At 72.9% G+C, this 23,164-nt stretch carries 19 protein-coding genes; 13 read left to right on the top strand and 6 right to left on the bottom strand.

Translation table 11 applies throughout. The features are described from left to right. The first annotated feature begins 8 nt into the window (after nt 1–8). From AAHZ94_RS04575 to AAHZ94_RS04555, 5 genes are all read left to right on the top strand, one after another. Nucleotides 9–518: a DUF6879 family protein gene (locus tag AAHZ94_RS04575; RefSeq protein ID WP_349990712.1), complete on the top strand. Its 510-nt coding sequence runs from the start codon at nt 9–11 to the stop codon at nt 516–518. Between the two features lie 8 nt (nt 519–526). Next, the gene (locus AAHZ94_RS04570; protein WP_349990711.1) at nt 527–1,345 is read left to right on the top strand and encodes a helix-turn-helix domain-containing protein; all 819 of its coding nucleotides are present in this window, start codon (nt 527–529) and stop codon (nt 1,343–1,345) included. Nucleotides 1,346–1,528: 183 nt separating this feature from the next. Continuing rightward, nucleotides 1,529–2,011 (top strand): hypothetical protein, encoded by a 483-nt coding sequence (locus AAHZ94_RS04565; RefSeq protein ID WP_349990709.1) that lies wholly within the window; start codon nt 1,529–1,531, stop codon nt 2,009–2,011. Between the two features lie 105 nt (nt 2,012–2,116). After that, entirely contained in the window at nt 2,117–2,779 is a 663-nt protein-coding gene (locus AAHZ94_RS04560) for a class I SAM-dependent methyltransferase (protein ID WP_349990707.1), read from the top strand. A gap of 235 nt (nt 2,780–3,014) precedes the next feature. Beyond that, nucleotides 3,015–4,052: a methyltransferase domain-containing protein gene (locus AAHZ94_RS04555; protein ID WP_349990706.1), complete on the top strand. Its 1,038-nt coding sequence runs from the start codon at nt 3,015–3,017 to the stop codon at nt 4,050–4,052. Nucleotides 4,053–4,180: 128 nt separating this feature from the next. On the opposite strand, the gene AAHZ94_RS04550 is transcribed toward AAHZ94_RS04555, so the two are convergent. Continuing rightward, nucleotides 4,181–5,176 carry an NmrA family NAD(P)-binding protein gene (locus tag AAHZ94_RS04550; protein ID WP_349990705.1) on the bottom strand — a complete coding sequence of 332 codons (996 nt, stop codon included), beginning with the start codon at nt 5,174–5,176 and terminating at the stop codon, nt 4,181–4,183. A 92-nt stretch (nt 5,177–5,268) separates the two neighbouring features. On the opposite strand from AAHZ94_RS04550, the gene AAHZ94_RS04545 reads away from it, so the two are divergent. The 3 genes from AAHZ94_RS04545 (at nt 5,269) to AAHZ94_RS04535 (ending at nt 9,704) form a co-directional block, all read left to right on the top strand. Beyond that, the gene (locus tag AAHZ94_RS04545; protein ID WP_349990704.1) at nt 5,269–6,351 is read left to right on the top strand and encodes an AraC family transcriptional regulator; all 1,083 of its coding nucleotides are present in this window, start codon (nt 5,269–5,271) and stop codon (nt 6,349–6,351) included. Nucleotides 6,352–6,987: 636 nt separating this feature from the next. Then, nucleotides 6,988–7,257: a hypothetical protein gene (locus AAHZ94_RS04540; RefSeq protein WP_349990702.1), complete on the top strand. Its 270-nt coding sequence runs from the start codon at nt 6,988–6,990 to the stop codon at nt 7,255–7,257. Between the two features lie 980 nt (nt 7,258–8,237). Then, nucleotides 8,238–9,704 (top strand): S41 family peptidase, encoded by a 1,467-nt coding sequence (locus AAHZ94_RS04535; protein ID WP_349990701.1) that lies wholly within the window; start codon nt 8,238–8,240, stop codon nt 9,702–9,704. 78 nt (nt 9,705–9,782) lie between these two features. On the opposite strand, the gene AAHZ94_RS04530 is transcribed toward AAHZ94_RS04535, so the two are convergent. Beyond that, nucleotides 9,783–10,697 carry an NAD(P)-dependent oxidoreductase gene (locus tag AAHZ94_RS04530; protein WP_349990700.1) on the bottom strand — a complete coding sequence of 305 codons (915 nt, stop codon included), beginning with the start codon at nt 10,695–10,697 and terminating at the stop codon, nt 9,783–9,785. Nucleotides 10,698–11,120: 423 nt separating this feature from the next. On the opposite strand from AAHZ94_RS04530, the gene AAHZ94_RS04525 reads away from it, so the two are divergent. Together AAHZ94_RS04525 and AAHZ94_RS04520 are read left to right on the top strand one after the other, a co-directional pair. Continuing rightward, nucleotides 11,121–11,861 (top strand): GntR family transcriptional regulator, encoded by a 741-nt coding sequence (locus AAHZ94_RS04525; protein WP_349990699.1) that lies wholly within the window; start codon nt 11,121–11,123, stop codon nt 11,859–11,861. 128 nt (nt 11,862–11,989) lie between these two features. Further along, nucleotides 11,990–13,270 (top strand): MFS transporter, encoded by a 1,281-nt coding sequence (locus tag AAHZ94_RS04520; RefSeq protein WP_349990720.1) that lies wholly within the window; start codon nt 11,990–11,992, stop codon nt 13,268–13,270. Nucleotides 13,271–13,869: 599 nt separating this feature from the next. On the opposite strand, the gene AAHZ94_RS04515 is transcribed toward AAHZ94_RS04520, so the two are convergent. Beyond that, complete coding sequence (locus AAHZ94_RS04515; RefSeq protein ID WP_349990698.1) at nt 13,870–14,691, bottom strand: maleylpyruvate isomerase family mycothiol-dependent enzyme; 822 nt, start codon at nt 14,689–14,691, stop codon at nt 13,870–13,872. A gap of 138 nt (nt 14,692–14,829) precedes the next feature. On the opposite strand from AAHZ94_RS04515, the gene AAHZ94_RS04510 reads away from it, so the two are divergent. Continuing rightward, nucleotides 14,830–15,651, top strand: coding sequence for a carbon-nitrogen family hydrolase (locus AAHZ94_RS04510; RefSeq protein ID WP_349990697.1), 822 nt, complete (start codon nt 14,830–14,832; stop codon nt 15,649–15,651). A gap of 255 nt (nt 15,652–15,906) precedes the next feature. Here the strand turns inward: AAHZ94_RS04510 and AAHZ94_RS04505 are convergent, their stop codons facing one another. After that, nucleotides 15,907–16,551, bottom strand: a complete 645-nt coding sequence (locus AAHZ94_RS04505; protein WP_349990695.1) for a LuxR C-terminal-related transcriptional regulator — start codon at nt 16,549–16,551, stop codon at nt 15,907–15,909. Beyond that, complete coding sequence (locus AAHZ94_RS04500) at nt 16,515–17,867, bottom strand: sensor histidine kinase (protein WP_349990693.1); 1,353 nt, start codon at nt 17,865–17,867, stop codon at nt 16,515–16,517. Before AAHZ94_RS04500 ends, AAHZ94_RS04505 begins: the two co-directional genes overlap by 37 nt. Nucleotides 17,868–18,230: 363 nt before the next feature. On the opposite strand from AAHZ94_RS04500, the gene AAHZ94_RS04495 reads away from it, so the two are divergent. Together AAHZ94_RS04495 and AAHZ94_RS04490 are read left to right on the top strand one after the other, a co-directional pair. Further along, on the top strand, nt 18,231–18,842 hold the full coding sequence (locus AAHZ94_RS04495; RefSeq protein ID WP_349990692.1) for a TM2 domain-containing protein: 612 nt from the start codon (nt 18,231–18,233) through the stop codon (nt 18,840–18,842). A 243-nt stretch (nt 18,843–19,085) separates the two neighbouring features. Beyond that, nucleotides 19,086–20,936 carry an NHL domain-containing thioredoxin family protein gene (locus tag AAHZ94_RS04490; RefSeq protein ID WP_349990691.1) on the top strand — a complete coding sequence of 617 codons (1,851 nt, stop codon included), beginning with the start codon at nt 19,086–19,088 and terminating at the stop codon, nt 20,934–20,936. A 1,034-nt stretch (nt 20,937–21,970) separates the two neighbouring features. Here the strand turns inward: AAHZ94_RS04490 and AAHZ94_RS04485 are convergent. Next, nucleotides 21,971–22,840, bottom strand: a complete 870-nt coding sequence (locus AAHZ94_RS04485) for a hypothetical protein (protein ID WP_349990690.1) — start codon at nt 22,838–22,840, stop codon at nt 21,971–21,973. Between the last annotated feature and the right edge of the window lie 324 nt (nt 22,841–23,164).

Raw genomic sequence — 23,164 nt, 5'->3', positions numbered from 1 at the left:
GGAGATCCATGCTCGCCGGTGAGGAGTTCGGGCGTCTCTTCGAGGACTTCGAGCGGACCGCGTTCCGGTTGGAGACGTTGGACGCGTACGACGTCGAGGAGGAGCGGGAGGAAATCGCGCGGTTCCTGGCCGGCGCGGACATGGGCCCGGAGTGGGCGGACAACCCCTGGGTGCGCTCGATGACCGACAAGGGCAAGCAGGTCGCGCGCGTCCACGTGCTCAGCTCGCCGCTGACGGACTACCTCAGGTACGAACTGTCCGCGTACCCCGGCAACATCACCGCGGGCGAATCCATCGGCATCATCGACCGGTCGGAACAGACGGCGCCGGAACTCCCCGACCACGACTTCTGGCTCTTCGACGACCGGGACGTCTACCGCATGCACTACACCGCGGCCGGGGCGTTCATCGGCGGCGAACTACTGCCGCCCGACGCCCTCGCCGCGTACCAGGGCCACCGCGACCGTGCCGTGGCCGCGACCGTGCCGTTCGCGGACTACTGGGAGCGCCACCACTGACCGATTCGATGGGGACGGCCCTGCGGGCCCTGCGTCATGCCTCCGGTAGCACGGGGGACGCGGTGGCCCGCGGGGCTTCCATGTCTGCGAGCAAACTCTCGAAGATTGAGAACGGCAAGGTCAGGCCGACCGTCCAGGACGTTGACCTCATTCTGACGGCCCTGGGGATCTCCGGTGAGGCGAAGGAACAGTTCCTCACCGCCGCACGGGCAGCGGCGACTGAGGAGACCGCGTGGCGCGTTCTGCGACGGATGGGCCTGTGGGAGCACCAGCGGACGATCCGGGCCATCGAGGCCAGCACTCAGACGCTCAGACTGTTCCAGGGGCAGCTCGTCCCCGGGCTGCTGCAAACTCCCGAATACGCGTCGGCCGTCTTCAGCCTGCCTCCTGCGCTGCCGCCAGAGACGCTGGTCAAGACCGTCTCGGCCCGGCTTGAACGCCAGGCCGCATTGCACGAGTCGGGCCATTCGTTCCACTTCCTGATCTGCGAGCACGTCCTGCGCTGGGAGATCGGAACACCGGTCATCATGGCACTACAGCTCGAACGGCTCCTGTCGCTTTCCCGACTTCCCAACGTCCGTCTCGGCGTTGTTCCCCAGACGGGCCGGAAGCCTGATTTCCCCATGACTTGCTTCAGCCTCCACGATGCTCGGCTCGTGATCGTGGAGACGTTCCATTCGGAGCTCTCCACACGCGACCCGAAGGATGTACAGGTCTACACCGAAACTTTCGAGAGGTTCGCCGAGGTCGCCGCCTACGGCCAGGAGATGAGGGCGCTCGTGGAGGGAATCCGAGACGACTTCTTGCCACAAGGAGAAAGGAACTAGCGACCGTCACCATCGGCCGGAGAATGGTCGCAAGGGTCCCAGGAACCGCGGATGCGGCAGTTTTGCAAACGGCGCAGAGAAACCCTGCACCACCACAGCCGACCGCATCGCCGGCAGCGATGTTTGACGGTTCCTCAGCCATTCCACCCAGCGCCCACTCCATGCATCAGGAGGATTCGCACGATGAGCACAGCAGTCCAGGCGCGGACGCGCGATCCGCGCACGATTCTGAACGCGTTGCAAGAGCACGTCCCCCACCTCGTGGCCGACGTCGGGGTGACCGATCTGTGGGAACGGGAAGTCCGCCTGCTCCTCCGGGACAGCGTGGCCGTGCGTAGTCTCGCTGAACGCGTCCTAGGTCAGGGCATTGCCTACATCGTCACCGCAATGGAGAACCCCGGTGTCGACATGGGGGTCGGGTACACCGTGGACATCGGGGTGCACCAGCTCATCCTCGACACACCCCTGTACTTCGCGCTCTGCGACGCGTACAACGACGGCCGGTACAAGCACCACGCTCCGTTGATCGAGCGGCGCCGGGACGGCGTGGTGGCACGCACGGCCGAGCTGATCCGCGCGAGTGGGTTCGCCGTGGATGACGAGTTGTGGGCGGCCGACGAACCCGAGTGCTCGCCGTGCGACGACAAGGTGCCCGATAGCCACTAGAACACCCGCGACGGCCTCCGCCCCCAGCCGGCGGGGGGGGGCCGCACCCCCGCACCCTCGCATCCATCCCGAGTCAAAGCCCTCCCCCGTAAAGGACGATCCGATTTGGCCGCCCGGCACGACATCGAAGCCGAACGCGAGCTGTGGGACACCTACGCCCACAGCACACGGCAAGACGTGTACGCATCCGATCCCACCTTCAGATGGACCCAATACACGGGGCACGGCCCAGGGCCCGAACTCCTCGGCGCAGCGCGGTCTGTTTTGGAAGTCGGATGTGGCACGGGACGTGCATTGGCGCATCTTGCCGGACTGGGGGTCAAGGCCAAAGGCGTGGACCTGTCGCCCGTCATGGTGGCCCAAACGACGGAACGGTGGGGGCCCCTGGGAGTGGAGTTCGTGTGTGCGGAAGTCCTCGCGTACCTGACGGAGGCGCCAGAGACGTTCGACGCCGTTTATTCGGTGTTCGGTGCCGTCTGGTTCACCGATCCGGTCAAGCTGCTCCCCCTGATCGCCTCCCATTTGAATCCGGGAGGCGTTCTGGTCTTCTCCCAACCGCCGCCCATCCCCGGCGCGTACGGCCCACAGGGAATGTACAAGGGAGGTTTCGCAGGCAGGGCGCTCTACACCTACCGCTACAGCTACACACCCCGAAAATGGCAAAGCCTCTTGCTCAGAGCCGGATTCCAGGAAGCAGAAGTGCGCGTATGGGAAGCCCCTGAGCGAGGTCACATCGGGACTCTCATCGGCCGAGCGACCGTGGCCTGACGCACCACCGATCCACCTGGATCGACGTGAGGCCCGTATGCACCCGCCCCGGAAACAGCAATCCGCCGCCCCAACTCCCCAGGACACCCTCCCCATGACCTCCCCACGCCCCACCCACCCCCACCTCACCGCCCTAGTCGAGCACCTTCGGCAAGCTGGGGCCATTCGGTCCGATGAGTGGGCCGAGGCGTTTGGCGTGGTGCCGCGGCACGTATTCGTTCCTCGGTGGTACGAGATGGAGACCGATGAGCGGGGGGTCGCCGTCTGGCGGGGTCAAGAGATCACTGGGGCAGACGCGTTGGCGCAGGTATATCGCGACGTCACTCTCGTCACCGCGCTCGACCCGAGTACGGCCGAGCAGGTTGGTGGTGGGACCTGGACCGGTGTGCCCACCTCTTCGAGCACCTTGCCCAGCTTGATGGCCGGCATGTTGGAGGAGTTGCGGGTGGTGGACGGGCAGCGGGTGTTGGAGGTGGGGACCGGGACCGGGTACAACGCGGCGCTGCTCTGTGCGCGGCTCGGTGATCGGCTCGTGCACTCCGTCGACATCGACCCGGGTCTGATCGCCAGCGCCCGCGGGCGGCTCGCGGGGCTCGGGTACGCGCCGGACCTCGCGGCCGGCGACGGGCGGTCCTGGCATCCGTCGGGCCGGCGGTTCGAGCGGATCATCGCCACCTGCTCCGTGCCCCGGCGGCTCCCGGCGGCCTGGATCGAGCAGGCCGCGCCCGACGCGGTGATCCTCGCCGACGTCGACTTCGGCATTGAGGGCGGGCTCGTGCGGGTGTGCGTGGACGGGGCGGGGCGTGCGCGCGGGCGGTTCGCGGAGACCTCGGGGCGCTTCATGGCCGCCCGCGGCGACGCCCACGCCTATCCGGCGCCCGAGCCGCACGTCCCGTACGCCGCCGCTGTCGGGACACGGCCCACCGCGGTCAGCGCGGCAGACATCCGCGCCCACTACCCCTTCCGGCTCCTGCTCGCCCTGGAGCTGCCCGACGCCCAGCTCACCTACCACCACGCCGACGACCAGCCCCTCGCCCTCCAACTCCACACCCCCGACGGAAGTTGGGCCCGCGCGCCGCTGAGCGGTGGTGACGGCGCGGAGGTCGCGTACGGCGGTGGGGCCGACCTCTGGGGGAAGGTTGAGGGCCTCTGGGAGTGGTGGTGCGCGCGGGGGCGGCCCGCTCAGGAGCAGTTCGGGTATGCGCAGGAGGCGGGGGGTGAGGTGCGCGTATGGCATCTGGGGACGGGGCGGCGGTGGGGTGCGGGTGCGTGAGGGGGATGAGTGCGTGACTGGGGGGAGTGCGTGCAGCGCGGGGTGGGGCGGGCTTGGTCGGGGCGGGGCCGGTGCGTACGGCTCGGGGACGGCCGTGTGGTCAGCCGTACGCACCGGGGTCGTGGCGGTCAGGCGGTCCAGCCGCCGTTCGCTGCCGTCGACTTGGCGAACTCCGCGAAGGATCGGGCCGGGCGGCCCAGCGCACGTTGCACGCCGTCGGAGAGGTAGGCGTCGGTGCCGTTGCGCAAGGGCGCGATGACGTGCGCGAAGGCTTCCGCGTCCGCGGGCGGTAGGCCCTGGGCGACGAGTTCGGCGACGTAGGCGTCGACGGTGACCGGCGTGTAGCGGACGATGCGGCCGGCGGCCTCGGAGATGGTGGCGGCCACCTCGTGCAGGGTCAGGGCCGCGGGGCCGGAGAGCTCGTACGTCTGGCCCGCGTGCCGGTCTTCCGTCAGGGCCGCGGCCACCACCGCGGCGATGTCATCGGCGTCCACGAAGCTGGCCGCGCCGTCGCCGCCGGGCAGTCGCAGTTCACCGGCGCGGACGGCGTCGGCGAAGAAGCCCTCGCTGAAGTTCTGCGCGAACCAGCCGGGGCGGCTGATCGTCCACGCCACGCCGCTCTCGCGCACCGCCGCCTCGCTGTCCAGGATGCCGTCGAGCACGCCGGCGCTGTCCTGTGCGTAGTTCGGGTCGTCGATGCCGCGCCCGGAGGCCAGGACGAGACGCCGCGCCCCGTGCGCCACCGCCCGCTCCACGAAGGGGCGGACCAGCTTCGTGCCGTCCAACTGGACGACGTAGACGGCCCGTACGCCGGCAAGGGCCGCGTCCCAGGTGGTGCGGTCGGACCAGTCGAAGGGGAATTCCCCGTGCCGCGCCGCCGCCCGCACCGGCACACCGCGGGCCCGCAGCCGGGCCACCACTCGGCGGCCGGACTTGCCGGTGGCGCCGGTCACGAGGACGGGCCGGTCCGCTTCGGGGGACTCGTGGCCAGGGGTGGCCGGTTGGGCAGGGGCCGTTGTCTGGGCGGGGGCGGCTGTCTGGCTGGGGGTGGCCGGCTGGGCGGGGGGGGCTGTCCGGGCAGAGTCGGAGCGCACGGGCTGGTGTGGAGTGGGTTGTTCAGGCATGACGTCAGTCAAGCCGCGACGGGTGAGCGCATCCATAGATAGAAAGCTCTCTTTGATATTCAGGCGTCTCGCTCGGTGCCTACACTGCGCGCATGGATGCCGTATCGGAGCTGTTGGCGGAGGTACGGGCGCACGGCGCCGTGTTCCGGCGGGCGGTCATGCGACCGCCGTGGGCGCTGCGGATGGCCAGCGGGGCGCCGCTGACCCTGGCCACGATGGTGCGCGGCCGGGCGTGGATCGTCCCCGACGGGCAGCCGCCGGTGGCGATCGGCGTGGGGGAGGTCGCCGTCGTACGGGGCGCCGCGCCGTACGTGGTCGCCGACGACCCGGCGACCGCCCCCACCCTGGTCGTGACCAGCGCTGATTACTGTTCGGGGGCGGGGGGCGAAGCGCCGGAGGGCGGGTCCGCGGGCGGGTCCGGGGCCGGGGCCGGGGGCGCGGCGGGTGGCGTTTCCGGTCGCGCGCCGAGCGGTGTTCCGGGTGTTCCGGGTGTTGCGGACGGTGGTCCCGGCGGCGCTCCGAACGGCGGGGCCGCCCCTGCCTCGGACGGCGGGTCCGGCCCCACCTCGGACGACACCCCGGCCGTGCTGCTCAGCGGCGCCTTCGAGCGGCGTGGCGAGCTCAGCGAGCGCCTGTTGCGGGCGCTGCCCCCGGTGCTGGTGGTGCCGCTGGACGACAGCCCGTACCCGACGGTGCAGACGGTGGCCGATGAGATCGGCAAGGAGCGGCCGGGGCAACAGTTGGTGCTCGACCGGATGTTGGACCTGATGTTGGTCTCGGCGCTGCGGCACTGGTTCGACCATCCGGACGCGGACGCACCCGCCTGGTGCCGCGCCCTGGACGACCCGGTCGTCGGCCCCGCGCTGCGGCTGCTGCACGATGCGCCGGCGCGGCCGTGGACGGTGGCGGGGCTCGCGGCCGAGGTGGGTGTCTCACGCGCGGCGCTGGCCCGCAGGTTCACCGCGGCGGTCGGCGAACCGCCCATGTCCTACCTGGCGGGTTGGCGCGTGGCGCTCGCCACCGACCTCCTCAGGGAGACCGACCAGACGGTCGCCGCCATCGCCAAGAAGGTCGGCTACGCCCACGCCTTCGCCCTCAGCGCCGCATTCAAGCGCCTACACGGCACCCGCCCCAGCGACCACCGCAGCCCCTCCCCCACGTGGCGGGCCCGCTGAGGGGAGGGGTGAGTGGGATGGATGCGGTACGGGGCGCACGAAGCGGCGCGTACGAAACGGGGCGGCGGGGAACAGCCGCGCGACACGGGGCCGCGCGAAACGAGGCGGTACGGAATGGGGCCGCGCGGGGCGGGGCCGCGCCGAACGGGGCGGGAATTCAGCTCTCCCGCGCACCCTCCGCGCGTCCCGAAAGGGTCGCTCCCCGCTCGCCGGCGCGAGCCCCATCGCCTTCCGCTCCGCGTACCACGCCCCGTACCTCCCCCATAGCCGATCGCCCGGTCCGCATATCCTGGCCATTTCCGCCCCTCTTAATTGGCCGCGCACCACTTCCCCACCCGACGGCCGTTTATCCGTCACGCGGGAGGGGGCGGTCGAGCACCCGGGACACCTTGGCCAGCGCACAAGTTGGCTGGTCAAAGGGGTGTTGAGGGCTCGGCGTTGCGAGTTGGGCGTACGGGGCGCAGGGGTGGCGGGAAATTCCCCGCGCGACCGAATGCACCCCGCAATTCAGCGTGCGTTCGAAGGAAGTTGTTCCGGACGGGGAATACCGACCACATGGCGAACCCGACCCGAGAACGCAATCGAACCTCCTTACGACTGCGAAGAGAATGCGAGAGGGGACGCATGAACGCCAGAGTGAGTGATTCCGGATACCGTCGACCCCGACCCGGTGAGCACGTCTACGATCCGTGCACCGAACGGATCGGCGTGCTCCAGTCGGTCCATGGAGTGGAAGATCTCCTGTTCGATCCCGAAGTCGAGGGAAAACGTATTGCGTTTCTCCGGCCCGTGGGCGGCGGGATCGAGTGGACGGCCGACGCCGACGGCCTCCGCTTCCCGGTGCCGGACGGCGTGCGGGCGCCGGCTCGGGCGACCGGGGCAGAGCCCCTGCTGGGCCGGGAGTAGGGAGCGAGGACCGACCGGCGCACCGTCGACACGTGTGCGCGCCCGCGCCACCACGCGGGCCCCGTGTTCACCCCTGCCCCGACACCGAGGCGCACCCGCCGCATGACACCCCACACCGCCGCCCCTTCCCCAGCGGGGCTCCAGCCGGGCCGGGGCGGCGTGCGAGGGGCGCGGTGCAAAGTGAGGCCCGGCGCGAAGTGGGGCGCGGCGCAAGGTGAGACCCGGCACAAGGTGAGGCCCGGGCGGCGAGGGGCCGGCGCGGAAGGCCGGGGCGGCTCCGGAATGCACTGAGGGTCCCGGCAGGCGTAGCCAGGACCCTCAACGCGTCCCCGGCCGGCGAGGGGCGACGTGTCCCCACTTGGCCGGAGAATCAACGGAGCCGATGCGTGGCGGGCGCACCCGATCCGTTGCCCGCCCTGAAAAGAACGCGGGGCCAACACGTTACGGGCCTGGCCACGCGGACCGCATCGGTCATGCGGCTGATCTCATGCGTACCTCACCGGCGGTAGCTCCGTCGTATGTCAACCGCCGCCGGTACGAGCGAGGTTCGGCCGCTTTGCCACCCGGTGTGTCCACCCATCGGCACCAATCGATCTACGCATCCGCCAACTCCCCGCGAAAATCTTCGACTTAACGGATAGGGGTTACGGCGAACCGACCGGGGGATGGCGGGAACCGGGCGCTCGGGGCGGCGCCGCCCCCCCCCCCCCCCGCGGGGGGCGCCCCCCCCCCCCCCAACTCCCCAACAGCGCCCGCAACTCCCCGACAGCACCTCTCTCACGGCGCCCGCAACACCGCCTGCGCCAGCTCCGACAGCAACCCCAGACAGCGTCCCCGGACCACAACCCCCAACGGCAGTCCCCACCCCGCAGGGTGGACCTGTCACCACCCCCGCCCCACCTGCTGGACGGCTGGCCGCGGCCGGGTGCCGGCGGCCAGCATGGGTGCCGTACGACGAGGGAGCGAGAGGGGCACGGGAGATGCGACGGAGCGGGGCCGGGCACGGCGGGCTGGGGCGGGGTGTGGCGGTGGCGGCCGTGCTGGCGGTCGCCGGCGGGCTGCTGGCGCCGGCGGCGACGGCCGGGGCGGCGGGGCGGGAGGGCGGCAGGGCCGAGCAGGGGGCCGGCGGCGGCGCGCGGTCCTGGGACGGCGTGTGGCGGACGGACGGCTACGGCACGGTCCTCACGGTGCGCGGCGGGGCCGTGCGGGAGTACCAGACGACGGCCGTGAGCTGTCTGCCCGGCGATACGGCCCGGCACACCGGGGAGAGCGGCGGGGTGCGGAGTTACACGAAGGAGAACGGGCGCACCTTCTCGCTCCGCAGGGCCGGCGGCCCCGACCGGCTCGCGCTGCACGTGGACGGCTCGCCGGGGGACCGCGGGCTGCACCGGATCGCCGCACTGCCCGCGGACTGCGACCCGGACGCCGGGCCCGAACCCTTCGACCCGGTGCGCAGCTTCGACGTCTTCTGGCACACCTTCGCGGAGAACTATCCGTTCTTCGCCGCCAAGGGCGTCGACTGGCGGGCCGTGCGGGACGCGTACCGGCCGCGCGTGCACCCGGACACCGGCCGGGACGAACTCTTCGCGCTCTTCCGCGAGATGGTGCAGCCGCTGCACGACGCGCACGTGTCGATCGACGCCGGCGCCAGCGGCAGCTTCCAGGGGCTGCGGCCCGGCACCACCATGCCCGACGAGGCCCTGGACGCCCGCACCACCGCGTACATCGAGGACCGCGACCTGGGCGGCCGGCCGTTGCAGAAGTACGCGAACGGCCTCATCGGCTACGCGGACCTGCCCGGCGGCCGGGGCTATCTGCGGGTCGTGGCGTTCCTCGGGTACGCGAAGACGCCGACGTACGAGGCGAACAAGGCCGCCCTCGACGCCGCCCTGGACGCGGTCTTCACGGCCGAGCGGACCCGGAAGCTGCGCGGGCTCGTCATCGACCTGCGGGTCAACGGCGGCGGCGCCGACTCCTTCGGGCTCGACCTCGCGGCCCGGCTCACCGACCGGCCCCACCTCGCGTACGCCAAGCGGGCCCGCAACGACCCCGCGGACCCGACCCGCTTCACCGCGCCGCAGCCGCTGTACGTCACACCCGCCAGCGGCCCCCGCTACACCGGGCCGATCGCGGTGCTCACCGGCGGGTCCACGATCAGTGCCGGGGAGACGTTCACCCAGGCCCTGTTGGAGCGGCCGGGGACGACCGTGCGGATCGGCGAGCACACCCAGGGCGTCTTCTCCGACACGCTGGAGCGCGGCCTGCCCGGCGGCTGGCGGTTCGACGTGCCGAACGAGGAGTTCCGCACCCGCTCGGGCCAGACCTTCGACGGCCCCGGCATCCCGCCGCACCTGGCGGAACCGGTCTTCACCGAGGAGGAGTTCGCCCACCGCAGGGACTCGGCCTTCGACCGCGCGCTGCGCGTGCTACCGGGTGGGGGTGGCTGAGCCTGCGGGTGGCTGAGCCTGTGGGGGTGGGCCGCCCGGGGCCGGCGCGGTGTGCCGCCGGCCGGCCCCCGCCCCGGCTCACCCCTGCTGCGGCCTGGCGATGCTCTCGTACGCGCGCGTGGCGCTGTCCGCGCCGTGCCCGGCCCGGATCTGGCGGTCCATGAACTCACGGAGCAGCGCCGGGAGTTCGGGACTGATGCCCTGGTCGTCGCTGACGTGCGTGATGTGGTCGAGGGCGGACCGGTTGAAGAGCAGGCTCTGTACGTCGGTGGTGTAGTCGCCCTTGTCGATGAAGTCGGCGGCGTGGTCGAGCGAGCCGGTCATGGCCCTGATCCACGGGCCGGCGAGCGCGGCGAACTCCTTGGCGGCCACGCCGCCGGTGCGGATCAGCGCGGCCCCGTGGTAGAAGCCGAAGAACATCGCGTACATGCCGGTGAGCAGCGACGTCTCGTACAGCGCCGACGTGCCGACCTCGACGCCCACATGGGCGCTCGTGCCCAGCAGGGACAGCGTCTCGCGGTGGGCGTCGAAGAGGTGCTCGGGGCCGCTGTAGAAGAACTGCGCCTCGGGCTGGCCGATCATCGTCGGTATGGCCATCAGCGCGGCGCCCAGATAGCCGGCCTGGTGCTCGCCGACCCAGCCGGCGATCTCCCGCGCGTCGGCCGGCGTGAACGTGGTGAGCATGGCGACGGTGCGGCCGGCCAGCGACGCGACGTGCGGGGCGAGCGCCTCGCGCACCGAGTCCTTGTCGAACAGGCAGACCACGACCAGGTCGCTGGCCTCGATCGCGGTGGCCGGGTCGGCGGCCTCGGTGGCGCCGGCCGCGACGAGCTCGGCGGCCTTGCCCGGGGTGCGGTTCCAGACGGTGGTGCGCCGGCCGCCGGCGACGAACGCGGTGGCCAGCGCCCGGCCCATGGTGCCGAGGCCGAGCACGGTGACGGCTGGCTGTGCGGTGCCGGGGGACCGTGTGGTGTCGGGGGACTGTGCGTTCACAGGTTTTCTCCAGGGAATGACTGCGGCGGCGTACGGTCGTGCGCGCGCCGCGGACCGGCGGCGGGCGCCGGCCGGCGAGTGGGTGGGACGGGCGGGCGATCGGCCCGCGGTGCCGCATTCCGGATCTGCGGCCGAGCACGGGAAGCGGGAGGCGTGCCCCCCGACCCGGGCGGCGTCACCGCCGGAATTCCCCCGGGTGTGACTTCATCGTGGCGCGGGCCCGCACGGTTGCCAAGTACCGACTTCCTGGTGCCCACGCACCGCGAGGTAAGCATGCGAGGCCCTGCTGAGCGGCCCCAGCGGCCTCGCTGGCCGCTTGCGCACCGCAGCCGCGGCGGAGCCCGCACGCCCGGTGTACGCCGGCGCCGTCCGCATGCCGGACGCGCCCTACGCAGGCATTTCTGTTGTATCTATCCTGTGTGCATGGCCCCTGCATCGACCGCTCCCGCCGTTCCGCCTACCGTCAGGACCGCCGCCGAACCCGCTGCCGCGCCGCCCGTCAAAAGTGCCGCCCCCGCCGTCGCTCCCGGCACCGGCTCGGCCGCCGACCGGGTGTATGCATTCGTAAAGCAAGCCGTGCTTGAGCGTCGCTACGAGGGCGGCACCCTGCTCACCGAGGGCGACCTCGCCGACGCCGTCGGCGTCTCCCGCACCCCTGTCCGCGAGGCCCTGCTGAGGCTGGAGGTGGAGGGGCTGATCCGGCTCTATCCGAAGAAGGGCGCCCTGGTGCTGCCGGTCTCCGCGCAGGAGATCGGCGACGTGGTGGAGACCCGGCTGCTGGTCGAGCAGCACGCCGCGCGCAAGGCGGTGCCGGCCCGCCCCGAACTGATCGCCAGGCTCGAAGAACTCCTGGACCAGCAGCGCGCCCAGGCGGCGGCCGGCGACCTCGCGGCCCTCGCGATCAGCGACCGCTGCTTCCACGCCGAGATCGTCCGCAGCGCCGGCAACCAGATCCTGGACCGCCTCTACGACCAGTTGCGCGACCGCCAACTGCGGATGGGCGCGGCCGTGATGCACGCCCACCCGGACCGGATCGCCAAGAACATCAGCGAGCACGCCGAGATCCTGGCCGCGCTGCGCGCCGGGGACGCGGACGCCGCGGCGGACGCCGTGCACCACCACGTGAGCTGGGTGCGCCACCTGGCCCGGGGTGAGGAGAGGTGAGCGCCCCGGGAGAGATACGGGCCGGGGGCGGCCCCGGCGGATCGGGCGAAACGGGTGGTTCCAGCGGGCCCGGCGGGTCGGGCGAGACCGGCGGTTCCAGCGGCCCCGGCGGTGGCGGCGGCCCCGCGCTGCCCGGCGACCCGCCCGGCGGGCGCCGCGCGGTGGCCGTCTGGGGCCTGGGCGTCGCCGTCTACTTCGTCGCCATCACGTACCGCACCAGCCTGGGCGTGGCCGGCCTGGACGCCGCCGACCGCTTCCACATCAACGCGTCCGCCCTGTCCACCTTCTCCATCCTGCAACTGCTGGTCTACGCCGGCATGCAGATCCCCGTCGGCCTGCTGGTGGACCGGCTCGGCACGAAGAAGGTGCTGCTGCTGGGCGTGGTGCTGTTCACCACCGGCCAGTTCGGCTTCGCCCTCTCCCACTCGTACGGCATGGCGCTCGCCTCCAGGGCGCTGCTCGGCTGTGGTGATGCGATGACGTTCATCGCGGTGCTGCGGCTGGGCTCGCGCTGGTTCCCGGCCCGCCGCGGACCGCTGATCGCGCAGGTCGCCGCGTTGATCGGGATGGCGGGCAATCTGATCTCGACGCTGCTGTTGGCCCGGCTGCTGCACACCTGGGGGTGGACGGTCACGTTCGCCAGCAGTGCGGCCGGCGGCGCGTTCGTGCTGGTCCTGGTGGTGCTGTTCCTGCGCGACCACCCCGAGGGCCACGAGCCGGCGCCGCACCCGCACGTCGGCAAGGGCTTCGTCCGGCAGCAGATCGCCTCGTCCTGGCGCGAGCCCGGCACCAGGCTCGGCATGTGGACGCACTTCACCACCCAGTTCCCCGCGATGGTCTTCCTGCTGCTGTGGGGGATGCCGTTCCTGGTTGAGGCGGAGGGGCTGTCCCGCGCGCAGGCGGGCGAACTGCTGACCCTGGTGGTGCTCTCGAACATGGCGATCGGCCTCGTCTACGGCCAGGTCATCGCCCGCCACCACGCGGCCCGCGCGCCCATCGCACTCGGCACCATCGCCGCCACCGCCGTGCTCTGGGGCTCCGTACTGGCCTGGCCGGAGCGGCACGCGCCGATCGCGCTGCTGGTCGCGCTGTGCGTGGTGCTCGGGGCCTGTGGCCCGGCGTCGATGATCGGCTTCGACTTCGCCCGCCCGGCCAACCCGCCCGAGCGGCTCGGCACCGCGTCCGGCATCGTCAACATGGGCGGCTTCATCGCCTCGATGACCACGCTGTTCGCCATCGGTGTGCTGCTGGACGCGACCGGCAACAACTACCGGGCCGCCTTCGCCTCGGTCTTCGTCCTCCAGGCTGTCGGCCTGTCGCAGATGCTCAGGCTCCGCGCCCGGGCCCACCGCCGCGAGCGCGAGCACGTGATCGCCAGCCGGGTGGAGGCGGTGCACGTGCCGGCCTAGCCGGCGCGGCCAGCCGGTGGCCCACGCGGTGTGAGCGGCCCACCCACGGGGCGGCGCGGTCGACGACGGCCCCGCCGCCCCGACCGCGTTACGCCCCGCGGGTCTCCGCAATCCCCGTCCTGACCGCGTCACACCCTGCGGGCTCCGCAACTCCCGCCCGGCCGCGTCACACCCTGCGGGCCCTCGTAACTCCCGCCCCGGCCGCGTTTCGCCCCGCGGACCTCCGCAACTTCCGTACCGAACCGTCCACCCCGTGGACAACGGTCACTCCATGTCCGCCCCACCGCCACCCACCACCAGCGGCCAGCCACTTCACAGTCGCCCAGCGACCAACCCTGCACCAACCCGATGCCACCCCCCACCACCAACCCATCCACCACCCACATCACCCCACGCCCGCGCACCACCACCCACCGCCACGTACACGCACCCGCGCCAACCCGCGCCAACTCACGTCGCATCGCACCCACCCACGCCAGCCCACACCCACCCACGCCAACCCGGGGGCCACCCCGGTCAGTCGGGCCAGTCGGGCAACCCCACCCCACCGGCGCGTACGGCCACTCCGGCGCGGGCCGTCACACCGCGGTCGCGAAACGTTACGGCGTGACCGCGAAGTTGGCGAGGATCGCCTCGGCCAGCGGGCGGTCGCCGTCGATCTTCACCTTGTCGGCCAGCGCTTCCGGGCGGGCGCGGCCGGCCGCGCGGCGCAGATAGGTCTCCCAGTCCAGGGAGAGCGTGACCGCGGGGCCGAGCGACACGCTCGCATCGAGCTTGCCGTTGCCCTCGGCGTCCACCCGCACCGTGCGCATGAACTCCAGCGGGCCCGTCACGTCGACGACCACGGCCGAGTTGGCGGGCGCCTGCGCCTTCTTCGCCACCACGCCGGGCAGCGCCTTCAGGAACACGTCGCGGGTGATGACCGCGCCGGGCGAGTCCAGGTTGCCGGGCTTGCCGAGCGCCCGGCGCAGGTCCTGTTCGTGCACCCACACGTCGAGGACCCGGGTGGTCAGGGTGCGGGAGAGGGTGTGCTCGCCGAGCGGGCCGCGGATGACGGTCTCCGGGTCACGCGTCTCGTTGCGCAGTTGGCGCGAGCGACGAATGATCGTGTACTCCAGTTCGGACGTCATTTCCGGCGCGGTGTGGCAGCGCCTGACGTCCACCTGGACCTCCACGTAGCGGGCGAACTCGCTGGTGACGTGGTACAGGTCGCGGGGCAGGCTGTGGATCGGGCGCGGGTCGCCGAGCAGTTCGCACTCGAAACCGATCACGTGCGAGACGACGTCGCGCACCGACCACCCCGGGCAATCGGTGGCCCGGTTCCACTCACCCTCGACGAGCGGTGTCACCAACTCGGATATCGCTTCGATGGAGTGGGTCCATGCATCGATGGCAGGTTGCAGGCTGGGATGGACGGTCACGGGACCCCTCGGGCGGTTCGTACGCGGGCTGGGTGCTGTTTGGCAGTTAAGTTACGCTGCGCACGGGCACCCCGGCAGTGCTTTCCAGACTGATCGTAGGCCCGGTTGGACAGCTCGATCGTCGAGAGCGGTGGTAATGTGCGCGCTTCACTGATCCAGATGGGTGTGGACCCGGACGAGCCGGTTGATTCTCGGCGCGAGCGAGCGGCCACCCTCGTACGGGACACGCACCGACAAACCGGTGCCGACCTCCTCGTACTCCCCGAGCTGTGGACCGTGGGCGCCTTCGCCCACCAGGAGTTCGCGTCCGCCGCTGAGCCGCTGGACGGGCCGACCGCGCAGGCGCTGTCGGCCGCCGCCCGCGCGTGCGGTGCCTGGTTGCACGCGGGCTCGATCGTCGAGCGGGCGCCGGCGGCCGAGGGCCAGCCGACCACCGACGACGGCAGCACCCTCTACAACACCTCGCTGGTCTTCGACCCGTCGGGCACCCTCGTCCGCAGCTACCGCAAGATCCACCGGTTCGGCTTCGACCAGGGCGAAGCGGTCCTGATGGGCGCCGGCACCGAGCCGGTCACGGTGGGGCTGCCGGCGGCCACGATCGGCCTGGCGACCTGTTACGACCTGCGCTTCCCCGAGCTGTTCCGGCTCCTGGTGGACGCCGGCGCCCAGCTCCTGGTGATCCCCGCCGGCTGGCCGGAGCGCCGCCGCGAGCACTGGACGCTGCTGGCCCGCGCCCGCGCCGTGGAGAACCAGGCGTACGTGCTCGCCTGCGGCTCGGCCGGCACCACCGGCGGCGTGCCGCAGGCCGGCCACTCCATCGTCGTCGCCCCGGGGGGCGCGGTGCTCGGCGAGGCCGGCCCCGACGAGTCGGTCCTCACCGTCGATCTGGACCTGCCCACGGTGGCGGCCGTCCGCCACGACTTCCCCGCGCTGCGGGACCGGGTGCTGGGGGTGCGCTGACGCGCGAAGGGGCTGACGCCCCAGGCCGGCTGACGGGTCGGCCGGCTGACGTCCCGGCCCTCCGTACGACTGCGGTACGGAGGGCCGGGAGCGTGGCGCAGCCGAACGCCGCGCGCCGGCCCTCGCACGCCAGCCGTACGACGGCACGTCAGCCGTACGACGGCACGTCAGGGCCGGGACGGCGAACCAGTGCCGAGGCAGGGCCGGCGGCCCACCCCGCGCACCAGCAGGACCAGCCCCCGCCCCACCCCGCACTCACCGGTCCACATAGGCCAGTACGGCCAGCACCCGCCGGTTGTCCGTCTCGCTCTGCGGCAGGTCGAGCTTGGTGAAGATGTTGCCGATGTGTTTGGCGACGGCCTTCTCCGTGATGCACAACGTTTCCGCTATGCCGGCGTTGGACCGGCCCTGCGCCAGGCACTGGAGCACTTCGCGCTCGCGCGCGGTGAGGCTGCCGAACCGGTCGTCGCGCGCCTTGCGGGCCAGTAGTTGCGCCACCACCTCCGGGTCCATGGCCGTACCGCCCGCCGCCACCCGCCGCACGCTGTCCAGGAACTCGCCGCCCTGGGTCACCCGGTCCTTGAGCACGTAACCCACCCCGGCGGAGCCGGTGGCCAGCAACTCGCGCGCGTACAGCGGCTCCACGTACTGCGAGAGCAACAGCACCGGCAGCCCCGGCACCTGCCGGCGGGCGGCCACCGCGGCCCGCAGCCCCTCGTCGGTGAAGTCGGGCGGCAGCCGTACGTCGACGATCGCCACGTCAGGGGCGAGTTCGGTCAGTGCCCGCAGCAGTTCGGGGCCGTCCGCGACGGCCGCCACCACCTCGTGGTCGTACGCCTGGAGCAGCCGGGTCAGCCCGTCCCTCAGGAGGAAGTGGTCTTCGGCCAGAACAATGCGCACGGCAGCTCCATGGTGACGATCGTGGGCCCGCCCGGCGGGCTGCTGACGGCCAGCACGCCGTCGAAGGCGGCGAGCCGGCGCTCGATGCCGCGCAGCCCGGTGCCGCGCGCGAGGTCGGCGCCGCCGCGCCCGTCGTCGGTGACGTCGACGTGCAGCGCCCCGTGCTCGTACCGCACGTCGATCCACGCGCGCTGCGCGCCCGCGTGCTTGACCGCGTTGGTCAGCACCTCCGACACGGCGAAGTACGCGGCGGACTCCACCGGCGGCGCGGGCCTGGCCGGCAGGTCCACGCGGACCTCGGTGGTGAGCGGGCTGAGCATGGCCAGGGAGCGTACGGCATCGCCGAGGCCGCGGTCGGCGAGGACCGGCGGATGGATGCCGCGGACCAGGTCGCGCAGTTCGGCCAGCGCCTTCGACGAGGACTCGCGGGCCTCGGTGAGCAGCGCCCGCACCGCCTCCGGGTCGCTCCCCAGCCGTCGTTCGGCCGCGTCCAACGTCATGCCCATCGCCACCCGGCGCGCCTGCGCCCCGTCGTGCAGGTCCCGTTCGATCCGCCGGACCTCCGCCAGCTGCGTCTCCAGCGCGTCGCTGCGGGTCGCGGTCAGGTGCTCGATCCTGGCTGCGAGCAACTCGCTCTCCTTGGCGGCGAGCGCGGTCCGCAGACAGCGGGCGTGCCAGCGCAGGGCGTGCGGGGCCAGCCACAGGGCCAGCGGGAACATCGCCAGCGCCAGCACCCCGGCGAGAGCGGCCGTGAACCACGAGTCGACCGGTACGAACAGGAACCACAGGCTGCCCCACTCCGCCGAAAGCTGCGTCCCGAAGGCGGCGACGAGCAGCCCCCACACGCCGGTGAGCAGCAGCGACAGCGGCAGGAACACGATCGAGCCGCCCACGAGCGGCTCGATCTGCACCCACCGCCAGTCCCGCCACACCTGGTCGTCGGCGGCCAGCAGCCGCGCCCGCAGCGCCACCGCCTCGCTGCGCGCCGGCCCCAGCGGCGCGTACCTGGTGGGGATCTGCACCCCGCTCCACTGCGCGGCGAGTTCCCGCTCCCGGTCGGCGAGCGCGCGCGTGGCGCGCACCGCGCCGGGTACGAGCCGCACCCCGAAGCCGATGTGCAGCACGGACCGCACCACGGTCAGCCACAGCGACAGCGCGGTGGCCCGCCACGCCAGCCGCCACAACACCAGGCACCGGCGCAACGCGAGCGTGCTCCCGACCGGCGCCGGCGCCCCACCAGCGGCGGCGACGCCGCCCGCACGACCGGAGGCGACGCCGTCGACCGCGGGCTGTCCGGGCTGCGTTACCTGCTCCATGGGGGCCTTCTTCCTGCTGCTGTCCGGGGCCGCGTGGCTGGTCGGAGGGGGTACGGGGGCCGACGGGGAGCCCGCGGCGCCGTCATTATGGGCCGCCCGCACGGGCCCTGTCGGTGGAGAAAACTCCCCTTCTGCAAGCGACCTGGCTCACGCGGGCCCCACCGCGGGCCCACCGCCGGCCCCGACGCCCGCCGCAGGCGCCGCAGCATTCCCCGCCACCTCGCGGCCAGTTGGGGATGTCTGACCCATGCCGAGCGGGTCACGGGCTGGCAGGATGGAGGGCGCATACAGGTAACCCAGGGAAACGCTGCCGCCGGTACGACTCGGCGGCCGGCCCACGACCACGACCCCCAGGGACAGGCCATGTCCAACGCCAACCCGTACGGCACGCCGCAGGACGGGCAGCAGCCCTACGGCACACCACCAGCCGGCCCTTCCCCCTACGGCACGCCCCCGACCGGCGGCCCGCCGTACGCCGCCCCGCAGCAGGGCCCCAACCCGTACGCGACGCCGCAGGCGGGTTACGCACAGCCCGTCAGCGGCCCCAACCCGTACGCCATGCCCCAGGGCCAACCCGACTACGGCTACCCGCACGGCGCCCAGGGCCAGCCCAGCTACGGCTACCCACACCCGGGCTCGGCCGGCCAGCCGACGCCGGGTCAGACACCACCGGGCCAACCCGTGCCGGTCGGCTACCCCGCCCAGCCCGGCTGGCCCACCACCACCCCGGACGCGCCCTACGGCTACGACCCGTACGGCCGCCCGTACTCCAACAAGTCGAAGATCACCGCCGGCCTCCTCCAGATCTTCCTGGGCCAGTTCGGCATCGGCCGCTTCTACACCGGCCACACCGGAGTGGCCCTGGCCCAGCTCTTCACCCTGGGCGGCCTCTTCGTCTGGGCCCTGGTCGACGGCATCGTGCTGCTGGCCAGCGACAGCAAGACGGATGCGCAGGGGCGGATCTTGCGGGGGTGAGGGTGGTCGAGGGTGGGTGGCTGGGTGGGGTGGGGGCACCCGGACCGCTCGGCCGCCCGCACGGAAGCCCGTGTTCCCTAAGCACAGCCACTAAGTCGATGAGTTCAATTCGCTGTGCGTGACGTGTATCAACTCTTGGGAAGGGCGTTCGCCGCCCGGGCCTCGCCCGCTTGGGGCGCTGGGCTTCGGGTCGGCCGGTGTGGGTGGGGAATACCCGCAACCCCCCTGCGGTTGGATGGGGGCATGGCTTCACGTGCGCGCGTCCGGGCCCCCGAGCTGATCGGCAAGGGCGGTTGGCTCAATACGGGCGATACCGATCTCACCCTCGCTGACCTGCGGGGACGCATCGTCATTCTGGATTTCTGGACGTTCTGCTGCGTCAACTGTCTGCATGTGCTCGACGAGCTGCGCGAGCTTGAGGAGAAGCACCGGGACACCCTGGTGATCATCGGCGTGCACTCGCCGAAGTTCGTGCACGAGGCGGACCACCGGGCGGTCGTCGACGCCGTCGAGCGGTACGGCGTCAGGCACCCGGTGCTCGACGACCCGGAGCTCGTCACCTGGAAGCAGTACGCCGTGCGGGCCTGGCCCACCCTCGTGGTGATCGACCCGGAGGGTTACGTGGTGGCCCAGCACGCGGGGGAGGGCCACGCGCACGCGCTCGCGCGACTCGTTGACGAGTTGGAGGCCGAGCACGCGGCCAAGGGGACGCTGCGGCGCGGCGACGGGCCGTACGTGGAGCCCGAGCCGGTCGCCACCGACCTGCGCTTCCCCGGCAAGGCGATCCGGCTGCCCGGCGGCACCTTCCTGGTCTCCGACTCGACCCGGCACGCACTGGTGGAGCTCGCCGCGGACGGCGAGACCGTGCTGCGCCGGATCGGCACCGGCGAGCGCGGCCTCGTGGACGGCGCCGCGGACCGCGCGCAGTTCAACGAACCGCAAGGGCTCGCCCTGCTGCCGGCCGGGCCCGACGGGGTGCGGCGCATCGTGGTCGCCGACACCGTCAACCACGCCCTGCGCGTCTTCGACCCCACCACCGGCACCGTCACCACCATCGCCGGCACCGGCCGCCAGTGGTGGCAGGGCGCGCCCACCGCCGGTCCGGCCCGCGAGGTGGACCTGTCATCGCCGTGGGACCTGGCCTGGTTCGCCGACCGGCTGTGGATCGCCATGGCCGGCGTGCACCAACTGTGGACGTACGACCCGGCCGCAGGCACCGGCCGGGGCGCCGCCGGCACCACCAACGAAGGGCTGGTCGACGGGCCGGCCGAGCAGGCGTGGTTCGCCCAGCCGTCCGGGCTCGCGGCCACCGCGGAGCGGCTGTGGCTCGCCGACTCGGAGACCTCCGCGCTGCGCTACGTGGAGCGCGACCCGGACGCACCCGCGGGCGCGGACGCGTTCGTGGTGCGCACCGCCGCCGGCACCGGGCTCTTCGACTTCGGCCACCGCGACGGGCCGGCGGACCAGGCGCTGTTCCAGCACCCGCTGGGGGTGACCGCGCTGCGCGACGGCTCCGTCGCCGTCAGCGACACGTACAACCACGCGTTGCGCCGCTACGACCCGGCGACCGGCGAGGTCAGCACGCTCGCCACCGACCTGCGCGAACCCTCGGCCGCGGTGCTGGTCGACGACGACATCGTGGTGGTCGAGTCCGCCCGGCACCGGCTGACCCGGCTGCGGCTGCCCGAGGCGGCCGTACGGGTCCCCTCGGTCGCGCACCGCACGCAGCGCGCGGCCACCGAGATCGCCCCCGGCACGCTCCGGCTCGACGTGGTCTTCCAGCCGCCGGCCGGCCAGAAGCTGGACACCAGGTACGGGCCGTCGACGCGGCTGCTGGTCAGCGCCACCCCGCCGGAACTGCTCGCCGAAGGCGCCGGCCCGGGCGCGGAACTGAGCCGGACGCTGCGGCTGGCGGACGGGGTGAGCGAGGGCGTGCTGCACGTCTCGGCCATGGCCGCGTCCTGCGACGACGCCCCGGAGATCGAGTACCCGGCGTGCCACGTCCACCAGCAGGACTGGGGCGTCCCGATCCGCATCACCCCCACGGGCGCGGACCGGCTGCCGCTGGTGCTGGCGGGGTTGGACGCGGAGTAGCGGCGCGGCGTGGCGTAACGACGTGGCGTAGCGGTTGGGCGGGCCCCGGTGGGGGCGCGCCTCGTTCCCCCGAGGGCCTGGTAGGAGCCGGTGGGGAACGGGCATGAGGGCCAGCCCGCCCGGCGCCGTACCGGCCGCGTGCCCTGGCTCCCCGCCGGGTGCATGACGACGGGGCCCCCCCCGGGGGGGGGGGGGCCCCCCCCCGCGGACGGTGGACGGTCCGGCTCAGGGGGTAGACCGGGCGGCCGTCTCCGTCGTCCTGGGATGGCGGCGGGCGCCGCTCGCCATCGGGTGTGGCTGTGGGGTGTGGGCTGTTCGGTGAGTCGGGTCGACCTGGATCGACCTGGATCGAGTTGGGTCGCGTTGGGCCGAGCTGGGTTGAGTTGAGTTGGGTCGTACGAGGCGCTGGGTGCGGGCGCTGGGTGGGTCTCGGGTGTCGCGGGGTGCGGTCGGCCCCCGCGGGGGTACGGGCTCGGGTCAGGGGTCCGGCCCCGGGTGGGTGGGTGGTGGGCCGCGGGTTTGGTTCCGGGTGGCTCGCTCGGGATGACTTGGGATGGCTTGGAAGTGGTCGGGGTTGTTCGGGGTGGGCCGGGGTGGGCCGGGTGCTCCGGGGCTGGTCAGGCGGTCCGGGTGTGTCGGCTGGTCCGGGGTGTTGCTCGGTTCGGACGATCCGAGTGGTGCGGGTGGTTCGGGTGGGCCGGGGCCGGGGGTTCCCGGGTCGGTCACGCGGTCCGGGTGCTCCGGGCGCTGCTCGGTCCGGGTGAGCCGGGTGACTCGGGGTCGGCCCGGGGTCGGGTGTCCCGTGGCTGGTCAGGCGGGCGGGATGGTTCCGGGTGGGCCGGCTGGCTCGGGGTTGGTCGGGGGTCGGGTGTCCCGTGGCTGGTCAGGCGGGCGGGATGGGTCCGGGTGGGCCGGCTGGCTCGGGGTTGGCCCGGGGTCGGGCGCCCTGCGGCTGGTCAGGCCGCTCAGGTGGGCCGGCTGTCGCCGTGCGCCACGCGCGCCAAGCGCGCCACGCATTCCCCCGTGCCGCTGGGTTACAGAGCATCCATGCCCGCCCCCCAGTAGCTCACCGCGGAGTCCGCGTCGAGGAGCAGGCCGACGTCGGTCGGCGAGTTGAGGGTGACCTCGCCGGGCAGCGGGCTGCCATCGCCGTCCTGGAGGGAGATCCTGAGCTTCGTCTCGCGGTGCGGGTGGGTGCCGTCCTCGCTGCCGAGGCCGATGACGGCGGTCGTGCTGCCGCCGGCCGGCACCAGCTTCACGCTCTGCGCCTTCTCGCCGATCGCCAGCGGCGACTGCGCGTTCGGGTAGCCGATGATCGGCGCCAGGTACGCGTTGCAGGCGGCGCCGCCGGTGTTGGTGAGCCGCAGCGTGATCACCGGCATGGTGCCGCCGATGGGCTCCAGGGCCAGCCGGGAGTTGCCGACGGAGCAGGCCGGGGCGCCCTTGCCCGGCGCGCCGTCCTCGGGGTTCGCGGCCGGCGGCTGCTGCTGCGAGCCGCCGAGTCCCGGCCCCTTCGGCTTGGCGGCGCCGTTCGAGCCGTTGCCGCCACCGGCGGAACCGGTGGACCCGCCGCTGCCCCCCGTACCACCGTCGGAGCCCCCCGACCCGCCGTTGCTCCCCGTACCGCCGCTGCCCGCCGCGCCGTCCTTGCCCGCGCTGTTGTCGGCGCCCTTGCCGGCGTCCGTACCGGCGTCCGCAGCCGGGCCGTCGTGGCCCGCGGCCTCCAGCGAGGGGGTGGACGCCGCCGTGCCCTCGGTCTTGGTGCCCGAGCCGTCGTCCGCGCCGCACGCCGTCAACGTCAGCGCGGCTGCCGCGGTCACCGTGGCGGCGGCGATGCGCAGTCCGTTGCCCCGGAGCCGGCCGCGGAGTGAGCGGCGGGCGGTGTCGTTGGCGGTGTGCGACATGGTGTTCCCCCAGGAGCAGTGCGGTGGTCGTGCTCGGTATGGCTTAAGCCTGCCGGTCCGCATTGCCGTACTGCTAACTCCTGCCTAACACCCCTTCGTTAGCCATCTGGCCTGCGGAAATGGCATACGGGGCAGGCCAGTTTGCCCCCGCGTACCCCGTCGGTAACGGCCGCTGACACGCCTGTGGGGGGGGCGGGGGGGGGGGGGGCCCCCCCCCCGGCCCGGGGGGGGGGGCCGCGGGGCGCCCGTGGCGCACGCGGCGGGGGCCCTGGCGGCCCCCCGCCCCGTCGGGGGCGGTCAGATACCCCCCCGCGGTCAGGGTGG

The sequence above is a fragment of the Streptomyces sp. HSW2009 genome (assembly GCF_040240285.1).
Classification (GTDB): Bacteria; Actinomycetota; Actinomycetes; order Streptomycetales; family Streptomycetaceae; genus Streptomyces.
The sequence above is the reverse complement of the archived record's forward strand: the minus strand, read 5'-3'. Positions and strand labels throughout refer to the sequence as shown.